Consider the following 12,646-nt stretch of genomic DNA (forward strand, 5'->3'; position numbering starts at 1 on the left):
CCGCATGGCTTTCCTGGGCTCGGGGTTGGTTGGTGTCTGGGCCGCGAGTACTGGGGGCGGGGGTATGCGTCGGAGGCGGCGCGGGCTGCGGTGGCCTATTGCTTTGCCGAGTTGGAGGCGGACGAGGTCATCTCGGTGATCCTTCCGGGGAACGTCCGTTCCATCGCGGTGGCGGAGCGGATCGGGCATCGGCATCTGCGGGACACCGAGTACCGGGGGCAGCAGGTGCATGTCTATGGGCAGTCGCGGCCGGTGGCGTAGGCGGTTGTCATTCACGGGCTGCCACCAGCGTTACCGGGGGGGGTCTGGTGGCTGAGAGGGTCGTCCAGATGCTGGCGGCGCCGGTGATGGCGAAGGCCGCGAGTGTGACGATCGCCAGGAGCGTCCATGGGACGGCGACCAGGGGACGGCCTGCGGCGTGCAGGGAGGCGGCGAGCATGCCGGACAGGGCTCCGGCCGCCACGGTGCAGCCCAAGGCGAGGCCGATGGACGTGACCGCCCATGTTTCGATCAGTGCGGCGCGGACCACCTGGGTGCGGGTGAGGCCCGTGACGCGGGCTGCGGCGAACTCCGTCCGGCGTTCGGCGCCGGCGATCACGACGGCGTTGATGACGGCGACGACCGCGTAACCGCCCGCCATGCCCATGAGGACGGCGAGGATCCCGATGTTGCCGCGCTGCTGGGCGGCGGTTCTGGCGTCGGCCCATTGGGCGATGGTCTGCACCTTGCCGATGCCGGCCGTGCGGATGGCGGTGCGGACGGCGGCGGGGGTCGTTCCGGGGGCGACCTGGATGATCGTGTGGGCCCGCGCGTTGGCGAGGGTGGCGGCCGGGATCGCATCGCGCGGGACCAGGAAGGTCTCCGAGTAGTTCTCCAGCGTTTCGCGGAGGGCGGCGACGACCTTGAGGCGGGTCGGGCGCCCGTTGATGACGGCCGTCACGGTGGAGTTGAGGCGGATGCCCTCGCGGGCCATCCCGGGGCCGAGCGCGATGGTCGGGCCGTGCAGCCGGGCGAGCGAGCCCGCGCGCAGCCGGATGCGGTGAGTGCGCTGGTAGGACGGGGCGTCGACCGCGACGATGCCCGAGTAGTGGGTGCGCCGCCACGAGCGGCCCTCCTCGTGGTGGCGGACCGTCACACTCATCGGTATCGAGAGTTCGGACGAGGCCGTCGCCACGCCCGGGACGGCGGTGATCTTCTGCGCGGACGCACCGGACGACTCCACCATCAGGTCGCCGACGACGAGGCGGCGTTGCTCCTCGCCCGCCATCAGTGCGAGTGAGCCCAGCGTTCCGGTCAGGCCGAGCAGCAGGGCGACGAGGACGATGAGCGGGGCGGCGGTGGACGCGCTGCGCCGGACACCGTCCCGGAGGTTGGCCTGGGCGAGTTCTCCGAGCGTGCTCCGGCGGAGGAGGACGCCAAGGGCCCGGCCGACAAGGGGAACGACCAGGGGGCTGAGTGCGCTCAGGGCGACGGCCCCGGTGATCGAGATGCCGAGGGCCATCATCATCGCGCCGAGCAGTTCGGCGGACTGCGCGAGCGACACCATCCAGATCGTGAAGGCCAGCGCGGACAGGCCCGACAGCCAGCGCGCCGGGGTCATGACCCGGGCGGCTCCGCCCGTATCGCGAAGGGCCTCCAGCGGACGGACCTTCGCGGCACGGCGGGACGCGGCGAGCACGCCCAGAAGGGATACGCCCACGCCCACGGGCACGGAGGCGAGGAGCACCCCGCCGTCCCAGCCAGGGGTGAAGCCGCTTGGCAGGAAGTCGAGCGCGATCAGCAGCCAGGACTGCGCCCACATCGCCGGAATCCCGACCAGGACACCGACCGCGGTGCCGACGAGCCCGAGCAGCAGGGCCTCGGCCAGGAGCAGCGCGACGAGTTGGCCGCGGCCGCCCCCGATGAGCCGGAGCAGCGCCAGGTCGCGGCGGCGCTGCGCCACCGTGAAGGCGAACGTGGAGCTGACGATGAAGATCGTGAGGAACGCCGACAGCATCACCGTCATGCCGAGAAGCGTCGCCGCGCCCGCGTACCCCTCGCGGAGCTCCTCTCTGGCCTGGCCGGTGGTGCCGGGCGGGATCGGGGCGCGGTCGGTGGAGACCATGACGAGCAGGGACGACTGGACGAGCGCGACGCCAAGGGCGACGGCGATGATGGCCCCGGCGAACAGCCGCCAGCGGTCGCGGAAGGTGGCCAGCGCGAGGGTCAGCACGGGACCGCCTCCAGCAGCGCGAGCCGTTCGGCCACCTCGCGGGCGGACGGGCGGATCAGCCGGTCGACGAGCCGCCCGTCGGACAGGAACACCACCGCGTCGGCGTTCGCCGCCGCGGCGGGGTCGTGGGTGACCATGGCGATGCTCTGCCCCTCCTGGTCGACCATCCGGCGCAGGAGGGCGAGGACCGTGCGGGCGGACGCGGAGTCGAGCGCGCCGGTCGGTTCGTCGGCGAACAGGATGGCGGGCCGGGTGACCATGGCCCGCGCGATCGCGACGCGCTGCTGCTGGCCGCCGGACAGCTCGCGCGGCCGGTGCCGCAGCCGGTCGCCGAGCCCGACGGCGCCGAGCACCGCGTGGACGTCTGCGCGGCGGACGCGGACGCCGGCGAGTTTCAACGGGAGCGTGACGTTCTGCTCGGCGGTCAGCGAGCCGATGAGGTTGAAGCTCTGGAAGACGAAGCCCACGGTGCGGCGGCGCAGCTCGGTGAGCACCCGGTCGGGTGCGGCGGTGACCTCCTGGCCGGCGAGGAAGACCTGGCCCCGGTTCACCCTGTCGAGCCCGGCGGCGCAGTGCAGCAGGGTGGACTTCCCCGAGCCGGACGGACCCATCACGGCCGTCCACGACGCGGCGGGGAAGGCCAGGCTGACGCCGTCGAGGGCCTTGACCTGCGCGTTCCCGAGCCCGTACTCGCGGCTCACGCCGCGCAGCTCGGCCGCGATCGTCGCTGTGATGGACACGTTTCCTCCTTGGTGATCCGCCCCTTCACGGAATCACCCGGCGGATGGCCGCGGCATCACGTCCTGCCCCCATCTTGAGGTAGGGCTAGGCATACCGTGCGACTACCGATTTCTTGGCTAGCGTTGCTGGGATGACCGTCTCGGAACCACGCACCGTGCTGGAGGCGGCGGCGAAGCGCCGGTTTCTGATCTCGCGGTGGCCGTGGCGATGTGCGGGCTATCTGCTGACGACACCGATTCCGGTGCTCGCCGCAGCCGTCCCCTTCGGGCTGTTCGCGCTGCCGTGGGCCGCCGCTTTGTCGTCCCGGCAACCCTTCGGTGCTCGTCTGCTGCTCGTCGCGCTCGGTGCGCTGCTTCTCGCCGGGCTGGGGCCGCTCGTCGCGGCGCCCTTGGCGGAGGTAGAACGGCGAAGGCTGCGCCTGATCGACACGCGGCCCGTCTCCTCCGGGCACGCCGGACAGACGTGGTCGCGCGTTCGCTATGGCGAGGCGGCCATCTGGCGCGAGTTGGGTTACGCCTGTCTGCTCGTGACGCTGGCACCCGTCCTGTACGGGGCGTTGCTGATGTTCGCCTTGCTGGTCGGTGGTCTCATACTGAGTCCGCTACTGGCGCGGGGCAGTGGCGAACCCGTGGCGCTTGGCCTGTTCAAGGTCGCCACGCCGATGGAGGCCGTCCCGTATGCGCTGGTAGGGGTGGTGCTGGCGTTCGCAATCCCGTACCTGGCGGCGTTGCTGACGGGTGTCCATGCCGTCCTGGCGCGTGTCCTCCTCGGACGTGGTTCCGAGGAACGGCTACGGGCCGAGCTGGTGGAAGTGGCACGCTCACGGGCCAGGCTGGTGGACGCGTTCGAGGCCGAGCGCCGCCGCATTGAACGGGATCTGCATGACGGGGCACAGCAGCGGCTCATCGGGCTGACGCTGCAGCTTGGTCTCGCCCGGATGGATCTGTCTCCGGACTCGGCCGCCGGACGGAGCGTGGCCGATGCCCACGAAGAGGCCAAGCGCCTCATGGACGAGTTGCGTGAACTCATCCGAGGCATCCATCCGCGCGTGCTGACGGACAGGGGACTGCCGGCCGCTTTAGGTGAACTGGCCGACCGTTCGCCGATCCCGGTGACCGTCCGGGCGGATCTCCCGGAACGGCTGCCTGCGCATGAAGAGGGCACCGCCTACTTCGTCGCCGCGGAGGCGTTGACGAACATCGCCAAGCACAGCGAGGCGACACGGGCCACAGTGTCCGCGCATCTGCAAGACGATGTCCTCGTGTTGGAGATAGAGGACGACGGTCGCGGCGGTGCTGATCCGGGCCTCGGCACCGGGTTGACCGGTCTTGCGGACCGCGTGGCGGTCGTAGACGGAAGAATGCTGCTGTCCAGCCCGGCCGGAGGGCCGACTCTCCTACGCGTGGAGCTCCCGTGCAGCCGACCATCCGAGTAGTCCTCGCCGAGGACGGCGTACTCCTGAGGGAAGGGCTCGCCGGGCTGCTCGCCAGGTTCGGGTTCGAGGTCGTGGCGGCGGTCGAGGACGCGAAGGCGCTCAAGAAGGCCGTCGCCGAGCATGAGCCCGAGCTGGTGGTGACCGATATCCGGATGCCACCCGGCTTCAGTGACGAGGGCCTGCGCGCCGCCGTGGAACTGCGCAAGACCAGGCCCGGGCTGGCCGTCATCGCGCTGAGCCAGTACGTGGAGCTGAGCTATGCCGCCGACCTGCTCGACTCGAACGACGGCGTCCGGGTCGGCTACCTGCTCAAGGACCGCGTGGTGGACGTCGAGGACTTCGTCTCCGCGCTGCGCAGGGTCGTCGAGGGCGGGACGGTCGTCGATCCCATGGTCGTCCGCCAGCTCCTGCGCCGCAGCCACGACCCACTGTCGCGGTTGTCGTCGCGGGAGCGGGAGGTCCTGGGCCTTATCGCCGAGGGTCACTCGAACGCCGCGATCGCCCGGCAGCTCGTCGTCTCGGAGGCGACGGTGGGCAAGCATGTGGGCAACATCCTGACGAAGCTCGACCTGCCCCTGACCGAGGACAAGCACCGCCGGGTACTGGCCGTCCTCGCCTACCTTCGCGGCGGTGCCGCCTAGCACGGCCCAACAGGTTAGCCACGAAGCTTCCCTGCTTGGCTACGGAGGCCATGCCCTGGGGCCGACGCACGACACGACCGCGCCCTTCTGCTGGACGCGTCAGGCACGTCGTCGGTGAGCCCGGGGCAGAGTGACCCGCGCTGATCAGGACCCGGACTCATAGTGTTCCGCTGGACGGCGGCCGGACGCCATGCTGAGTCCAGTCGGTCAGCCGATCGAACGCCTTGAGGAAGTCAGGCAGCATCGGCCGCACGAGCGTGGGGAACCCCGCGTTCAGCCCATCGGTGTGGGAGCCGCCAGGGACGCGGTAGTAGCGGTGCAGCGGGCCCCGTCCCGACTTCTGGATCATCTTGGCGTAGATGTCGCCGGACTCGCTGATCGGAGTCAGGACGTCCAGCGTGCCCTGGATGCTGATGAGCGGGCGTCCGATCCGTCCGGTCAGCGACACCCGGCGTACCGCCTCGCGCACTTCGCGTGGACGGGATCCATAGTCGTAGTCGGTGTCGCACCCAGCACCCGTTCCCTCCGGGCAGAACGGTGTGCCGGCCACTGTCGCACCGTCATAGGACGGGTCCAGCTCCTCTCGCACGATCCGCTGGAGGAAGTCCCATTGGTTCTTGTAGTGGACTCCCCAGAGCGGCTCCGAGCCCGCCGGATATCCAGCCGCGAGCATCTCTTCGTGGGCTCCCGGCTTACCCGCCGCGTACCGGGGATAGGCACGCAGCGCGGGCGGCAGCGTGGTCAGGAGGCTCGGCCCCTTGGGCGTGAAGAGCAGCGCGTTCCAGTCGATCCCACCGGTGTACAGGCCTGGGAACTGTTCAAGTTGGCCACGCACCATGTAGCCGCCAGCGGACAGCCCGGCTGCGTACGTGTACCGGGGCGTACGGCCGTAACGCTGCGTCGCGACACGCTTGGCGGCCACGGTCAGCTGAGCCATGCGCGTGTGCCACTCCTGGATCGTGGCGCCCGGCCGCCGACCGTCCGGGAGGATGGCTGGCCCGGTGATGCCCTTGTCGGTCGCCGCGAACGCGTACCCCTTGGCCAGGACGTGGTCGCCGATGATGCGGTCGTTGGCGTACTGCTCTCGGACACCGGGAGGGCCGCTCACGACGAGTCCGCCGTTCCAGTGCCGAGGCAACCGGATGACGAACTGGGCGTCGTGATTCCACCCGTGCGTGGTGTTGGTCGTGGAGGTGTCTGGAAAGTAGCCGTCGATCTGGATACCGGGGACGCCTGAAGGGTTGACCGTCCCGGGAGCCTCCAATCCGGCCCAGTCGGTCGGATCGGTGTGCTGGCTAGGCACCGTCCCCGTCGTTGTCAGGTCGTCCAGGCAGACGGCGACAGAACGCTCCGCCCCTGGGACCCGGAGCCCTCGTTCACCACATCCTGTCTCGGCCACGGCGGCAGCCGGGGTCAGAACGGACGCGAGCAGGGTCGAGACGAGCACGGTTGATCGCAGCGCCATGGCGAACTCCTTCTGTAGGGACCACCACGCAACGTAAGGAGAAGGACCCGCAGCGGATAAGTGAGAGACGGCCAGACCCGCATTGGCCGATGGGCACATGACCCCCATTGGCCAGTTCTGCCCCACCCCATGGCCTCGTTCCCCGAGCCGCCGTAATCTTCGCAAATGGTCATGAAGCGCCCAGTGCCCTGGGTGTCGCCTCTCCTCTGCCTCACGGTGCTGCTCGGTGGCGTCTACTACGCCGCCGTAGAGGCGGGTCCCTCGCTGCACACGGTGGGCTTTGCGGCTTGCCTGCTGCTGCTGGTGGGCGTCGACGTCCTCGATCAACGCGTCCCACCGATCGTTCTGCTCGGTGGCCGGATCGCCCTCTACATCGCGGTCAACGCACTGGACGTCTCCGGGGTCTCGCGAGTGCTGTTCGTGCTCGTACCGTTCACGGCGTACTTCGCCTTCGGCCGCCGTACCGCAATCGTCCTGGGCAGCGCCTGTATCGCGGCCCTCACAGCCGCTTTCACGCTTCTAGTTCCCAACTGGCAGGTGCGCTCGGAGTACGTGTCAGACCTTGTGATGTTCAGCCTCGGCATCGTCCTCGCCATCACGATGGCCTCCGTCGCCGTCCGCGAGCGCGAGGCGCGCGTCCGGCTGGAGGGGACCATGCGCGAGGTCGAGGCGCTGTCCGCCGCCCAGGAGCGCAACCGGCTCGCCCGCGAGATCCATGACAGCCTCGGCCACCATCTGACCGCGATCGGCATCCAGTTGGAGCGGGCGGCCACCTTCTCCGACCTCGACCCCAAGGCCGCCCAGGACGCGCTCTCCAACGCCCGCTGGTCGGCCGACCGCGCCCTCACCGAGGTACGCCAGTCCGTCCGTGCGCTGGGACGGCAGCCCTTCCGCCTCACCGACGCGCTCAACGAACTGATAGAGCACCTGAACAACGACAGCCTGGCAATAAGCCTCGACGTGACCGGGGACGAACGAGATCGCCCCCTGGCATCGCTCACGGCCGTCTACCGCGCGGCACAGGAAGCGCTGACGAACGCCTGCCGTCACTCAGACGCGACAGAAGTCCGCCTGGTCCTGGCCTACGAAGACACTCGGGCGAGCCTAATCGTCATCGATGACGGCCGCGGATTCGACCTGCGCGAGGGGTTCGGCCTACGCGGAATGCGCGAACGCATAGCCCACATCGGTGGCCGCCTAGAACTCGCCAGCGCACCCGGCCGAACCACCGTCTCGGTCACGGTGCCCTGGTGAACCCCATACGCGTTCTGGTCGTGGACGACCAAGAGCTCGTCCGTGAGGGAATAGCCTCCCTCCTCAGCATCCAGCCCGGAATCGAGGTCATCGGCACTGCCGCCGACGGTGCCGAGGCCGTGACCGCCGCAGCGTCCGCCGACGTCGTCCTGATGGACGTGCGCATGCCGGGTATGGACGGCGTCGCCGCCACCGCCGAGCTCCGCCGCCGCGTCCCGTCCTGCAAGGTCGTGATGCTCACCACCTTCGACGACGACGAGTACGTCGTCCAGGCCCTGCGCGCGGGCGCGATCGGCTACCTGCTGAAGAACCTCCCGGCCGCCGACCTCGCCGCCGCCATCCGCCTGGTCTGCTCCGGCGTCGCGCAACTCGATTCCACGATCACTCGGCGCCTCGCCACCGCCCTCCCCGACCCCGCCTCCCTCACCCCTCGCGAGACGGATGTTCTCCGTCTCATCGCCGCCGGCGCCACCAATAAGGAGATCGCCACACGCCTCTACCTCAGCGAAGGAACCATCAAGAACCACATTTCCCGGATCCTGCAACGCCTGGACCTTCGTGACCGAACCCAGGCCGCGCTCTACGCGAAAGACCAGGGGCTTCTCTAGCCGAGCCCACCGCTCCCTGGCCTCCCGCTCCCTAGTCCCCGCTCCTTGGTTCCCCGCTCCCGGGCTACCGCTCCTTTGGACCCGCCACCCGCAATCACCAACCGCTCTATTCGCGCACGCACCATCCTCAGAATCTCTCAAAAGGAGACGCGATGGAAAAGCCGCATGAGGGATCCTCACGCAGAAATTTCCTGGGCATGGCAGCCTCCGCCACTTTACTCCAGGTCATGACCGGGGTCGCTCCCGCTCACGCGGAATCTGCTCCCACCGGCCTGTTCACGCCTTCCGCCAGAAAAGCCGACGGCAAAACCGTGGCGATTCTCGGCGCCGGCGTCAGCGGGATGACCGCCGCCATCAAACTCATCCAAGCGGGCTACGCGGTCACCATTCTGGAGGCCCAGGACCGCAGCGGCGGACGCAGCTTCACCGTCCGGCGCGGAGACAAGATCACCGAGGTGTGGGCGGACGGATCGTCCCGCACCGTGACGTGCCAGTTCGACCAGGGCCTCTACCTCAACGCCGGACCGAGCCGGATCCCGCACCACCATCAACGGGTTCTTTCGCTATGCCGAAGGCTTCGCATTCCCCTTGAGCCGTACGTCATGCAGACGGCCGCCAACCTCTACCAGACCGACAAGATGTGGCAGAAATCAAGCCGGACCAATCGCCGCATCACCCACGACACCCGCGGATATATCGCCGAATATGCGGCCGCCGCCGTCAAGAAGGGGATCCCGGGCAGCGAGACGCTGACCGACGCCCAGCGCGAAAAGCTCCTGGTCCTGCTGTCAGAGTTCGGTCAGCTCGACAAGACCAACCACACCTACACCGGCTGCACCCGCGCCGGCAGGGCGAAACCCCTGAGCGTCACGCAGATGGCGGAAAAGATCGACCCGCTGCGCCTCACAGACCTACTGGAAAGTGAATTCTGGAACGACCAGTTCTATCGCGGGGACGATTACGAGTGGCAGGGAACAATGTTCCAGCCGATCGGCGGAATGGACATCATAGCCCGCTCACTCGCCAAATCCCTGCCCGCCGGAACCATCGTCCTGAACTCCCCCGTGCACGCCATCCGGCTGGCCGACGACGGGGTACGGGTCTCCTGGAAGGACGCCCGGGGAACGCACGACCGAACGTTCGACTACTGCCTGAGTTGCATCCCTCTCCCGGTTCTCAGGCAGCAGGTCGACCTCGTCGGGTTCTCCACCGAATTCACCTGGGCGGTCGCCAACGCACAAAGCGCACCCGCATGCAAGGTCGCCTGGCAGACCAACCAACGATTCTGGGAATCCGACAGGTATCAGATCTACGGCGGCATCAGCTGGTTTGGTAACATTGCCAGGCAGATGGTCTACCCCTCGAACGACTTCTTCGCCCCCTCCGGCAAGGGCGTCCTGACCGGCGCCTATGCGTCCTACGACAGCGGGGCGAAGCTCGGCGACCAACCCCATGCCCAGCGCCTGGCCACGGCCCGTGCCGCCGGAGCAACGCTGCACGAAGAATTCCTCAGCCAGGCCATCGTCCCCGACCGGCAGGCCATATCGATCGCCTGGCACAAAATCCCCTATGTGCTCCATGGATGGGCCCATTGGGATCCCGCACTACCCGACCACAAGAAGATATACCAAACCCTGATATACCCCCAGGGCAACAATAATTTCCTCGCGATCGGCGACCAACTCTCCCCCATACCGGGTTGGCAAGAGGGCGCCATGATGTCAGCCGAATGGGCCTTCGATTGGATCCACGGTAACCGCCGAGGCGCCCATGCCCCCGTCCACCAGGTCCCCGACTCCAGAGCCCTGACCACCTGACCTGGCAGCCAGGGGCCAGACACCGAAGGGGCGGCGCAGCCTGTCATCCAGCGGCGCGCCGCCCCACTTCCCTTCCCTTCTCGACCAGTCCCCTCCCAGGAAATGCGTCCTTCTTCAGGACCTCATCACCACGACGCAGAAAGGCGTACGGCGCGCCCCCTCACCGAGGCGCGCCCCCTCAGCGAAAAGAAGGCGCCCAGCCCCCGCCGCCCGATCGGCTAGCGGATCTGGAGCAGGCCGCGGAAGGCGGGCTGGAGCCCGGCGCCGGCCAGGATCCGCGCACAGGCCGGGCTGGCCTGGCATGCCTGCTGGGGTCGGTCGTTCGAGAGCAGAGTGTTGCCCTTGATCTGCACCTCCTTGGACGGGCCCCACCAGATCGGACGGGGGTCGTCCCAGAAGTTGCCGATGAACCGGACCCTCCTCGGCTCCACCCCGCCGAGCGGGTGCTGGTTGCGGTAGATCACGTTGGACTCGACCGTGATGCGGTCGCCGCCGTCGTCGGTGTAGATCGCGTACGGCGGCTCGTCGTTCTCGGCGTACGGGTTGGTCGTGTCGTGCACCTCGTTGCCGCTGATCACGGCCCCGGCGGCGAACGACGGGCCCTGCGGGCCGTTGGAGTAGATGCCGCCGCCGTCCAGCAGCACCTTCCCGGCGTTGAACACCCGGTTGTTCAGGACGCGGGTCCGGTCAGCGGTTTTGGCGTCGCCGCCGGAGTTCAAGAACACGATCCCCGAGTACGGCACGTCGTTGACCTGGTTGTGCGCGACGGTCGAGCCGTGCGGCTGATTGAGCAGGATGCCCCAGCCGCCGTGGTAGTCGATCCCGACGTGGTGCACCCAGTTGTTCTCCACGCGGTTGTCGCGGTACGTCCCCGGCTCCTCGGCGATCGCGCCGATGTGCACGCCGCCACCGGACACGTCCTCGATCACGTTGCCGCGCACGACGCTCGCCGAGGCGCCGTGCGACAGCTCCAGCGCCTGCGTGCCGAGGCGGGTGAAGTGGTTGCCCTCGACGGTGACGCGGGCGGCGGCACGGAACGCGACGGCGCCCGGGATCCCCGCCGACTTCTCCTGCTTCGGGTCCTCCCCGACGTAGTACCAGGTGCCGATGATGTGCGGGAATCCGGCGGGACGGCTCGGCGCGCGCCAAGTGCAGTGGGCGAAGGTGAGGCCGCGCAGCGCCACGTCGTGCAGCGGCGCCTTCGCCGTACCCTCGCCGCTGACCAGGGATTCAAGGACAGGCGCGACCACGTCCGCGCGGCGTGGGTCCTCACCCGGGCGGGGCAGGTAGAGCAGTTCGTGGTGCCCAGGGCGGGAGCGATCGAGGTACCAGCTGCCGGGCTTGCGCAGGAAGCTAGGACTGTTCTGTACGTCGTTCGGTGGGATGAGGCCCGGCGGGTCGGCGATCTCGCCGTAGATCTGGTTCGCGCGGCGGAAGCACGGCTGGTCCATGGTGATCGTGGTCTTGTTCTTCGGCCCCGCGGTGATCCCGGCCACCCCGCAGCGGCCTTCCGAGTAGCCGGTGGCGAGGGTGTAGACGAGCTCGATGTCCTGAGGACGCTTCCAGGACAGCGGCGCGGCGCTGTCGGTGACGTAGCCGGACTTGGTCTTGGTCACCTTGCCAGGCAGACCTGCGCCCATGCTCGTCCGCCCGGCGCGCCTTCCGTTGACGAAGAGCTGGCGAGTGTCGAGCTCACCGACGTCGGCCCGCCAGATCCCCCGGTCCGTCCGCCATCCCGAGACCGCGCGGCCGCCGCTGAGCGTCACGCGCTCCTGCGCGCCCGTCCCGTAGCCGTACGCCTGGTAGACGACGCGGTGCCCGTTGCGGCCGGAGTCCCCGGCCGACGCCGACATCTTCAGTGGCGCGGTCAGGGCGTACGTCCCGGCGCGCAGGTTGACGACGATGTCCGACGTCATCCGCGGCGTCTTCGCCCGTACGGCCTGCTGCGCCCGGGCGGGGGTGGCGAAGGGCCGGTCGGCGGTGCCCGGCCAGGAGTCTTTGCCCCAGGGAGCCACGTAGAGCTGCTCGCTCCCCTCCGTCACGGAGGCCGCCGCGTCCGGGCCCATCCCATGATGCGCCACCGCCGAAGCCGGATGCGCCGCGGCGAGCGCGGCGGCACATCCGACCGCGGACGCGCCCATCAGAACCTTCATATCTTCTTTTCTCCTCGCGTTCACGGGATGCAGATCACAATCTCTCCCGGTGAGGAGGCCCGGGGTGACGGCCGAACCGCCATCGTGCATAGACGAAAGTCGAATCCTCCCTGGTCCCTTCGACCAGCACCGGACCGGTCCAGCGACGGCCAGCCCCTGTGAGCTGCCGGAACGTGCGTCACGTCCAGGACGGGATTGTCGTCACGTCCCCCAGAACTCCGCGATGTGGTCACCGCCGCCGCCATGAGCTTGTCTTTGCGGCTGTCTCCTTAGAGGCGCCTACCTGGGGGCCGATGAGGGGGCAGAGTGAGGGGTGAGGG

The 12,646-nt window shown here is 68.8% G+C and carries 10 protein-coding genes; 6 read left to right on the plus strand and 4 right to left on the minus strand.

All coding sequences use genetic code 11. The features are described 5' to 3' along the window. A partial coding sequence (locus E1298_RS34745; RefSeq protein ID WP_131900931.1) for a GNAT family N-acetyltransferase occupies positions 1-261 on the plus strand: 261 nt, incomplete at its 5' end. 7 nt (positions 262-268) lie between these two features. On the opposite strand, the gene E1298_RS34750 is transcribed toward E1298_RS34745, so the two are convergent. Next, a complete protein-coding gene (locus E1298_RS34750; protein WP_131900933.1) occupies positions 269-2,212 on the minus strand; it encodes an FtsX-like permease family protein in 1,944 nt (647 codons plus the stop codon). Further along, positions 2,206-2,946: an ABC transporter ATP-binding protein gene (locus E1298_RS34755; RefSeq protein ID WP_207945012.1), complete on the minus strand. Its 741-nt coding sequence runs from the start codon at positions 2,944-2,946 to the stop codon at positions 2,206-2,208. Before E1298_RS34755 ends, E1298_RS34750 begins: the two co-directional genes overlap by 7 nt. A 137-nt stretch (positions 2,947-3,083) precedes the next feature. Between E1298_RS34755 and E1298_RS34760 the strand changes: the two genes are divergently transcribed. Together E1298_RS34760 and E1298_RS34765 are read left to right on the plus strand one after the other, a co-directional pair. After that, positions 3,084-4,388 (plus strand): sensor histidine kinase, encoded by a 1,305-nt coding sequence (locus E1298_RS34760; RefSeq protein WP_131900937.1) that lies wholly within the window; start codon positions 3,084-3,086, stop codon positions 4,386-4,388. After that, positions 4,367-5,029 (plus strand): LuxR C-terminal-related transcriptional regulator, encoded by a 663-nt coding sequence (locus E1298_RS34765; RefSeq protein WP_243725992.1) that lies wholly within the window; start codon positions 4,367-4,369, stop codon positions 5,027-5,029. The genes E1298_RS34760 and E1298_RS34765 overlap by 22 nt, the downstream gene beginning before the upstream one ends. Positions 5,030-5,186: 157 nt before the next feature. On the opposite strand, the gene E1298_RS34770 is transcribed toward E1298_RS34765, so the two are convergent. After that, positions 5,187-6,494, minus strand: coding sequence for an alpha/beta hydrolase family protein (locus tag E1298_RS34770; protein WP_131900939.1), 1,308 nt, complete (start codon positions 6,492-6,494; stop codon positions 5,187-5,189). Positions 6,495-6,659: 165 nt separating this feature from the next. Between E1298_RS34770 and E1298_RS34775 the strand changes: the two genes are divergently transcribed. From E1298_RS34775 to E1298_RS34785, 3 genes are all read left to right on the plus strand, one after another. Further along, positions 6,660-7,748, plus strand: coding sequence for a sensor histidine kinase (locus E1298_RS34775; protein ID WP_207945010.1), 1,089 nt, complete (start codon positions 6,660-6,662; stop codon positions 7,746-7,748). Then, positions 7,745-8,356: a response regulator gene (locus tag E1298_RS34780; RefSeq protein ID WP_131900941.1), complete on the plus strand. Its 612-nt coding sequence runs from the start codon at positions 7,745-7,747 to the stop codon at positions 8,354-8,356. Before E1298_RS34775 ends, E1298_RS34780 begins: the two co-directional genes overlap by 4 nt. A 152-nt stretch (positions 8,357-8,508) precedes the next feature. Continuing rightward, positions 8,509-10,173, plus strand: coding sequence for a flavin monoamine oxidase family protein (locus E1298_RS34785; protein WP_131900943.1), 1,665 nt, complete (start codon positions 8,509-8,511; stop codon positions 10,171-10,173). Positions 10,174-10,391: 218 nt separating this feature from the next. On the opposite strand, the gene E1298_RS34790 is transcribed toward E1298_RS34785, so the two are convergent. After that, on the minus strand, positions 10,392-12,326 hold the full coding sequence (locus tag E1298_RS34790) for a right-handed parallel beta-helix repeat-containing protein (RefSeq protein ID WP_207945011.1): 1,935 nt from the start codon (positions 12,324-12,326) through the stop codon (positions 10,392-10,394). Between the last annotated feature and the right edge of the window lie 320 nt (positions 12,327-12,646).

This window comes from Actinomadura rubrisoli (assembly GCF_004349215.1).
GTDB classification, from domain to species: Bacteria; Actinomycetota; Actinomycetes; order Streptosporangiales; family Streptosporangiaceae; genus Spirillospora; species Spirillospora rubrisoli.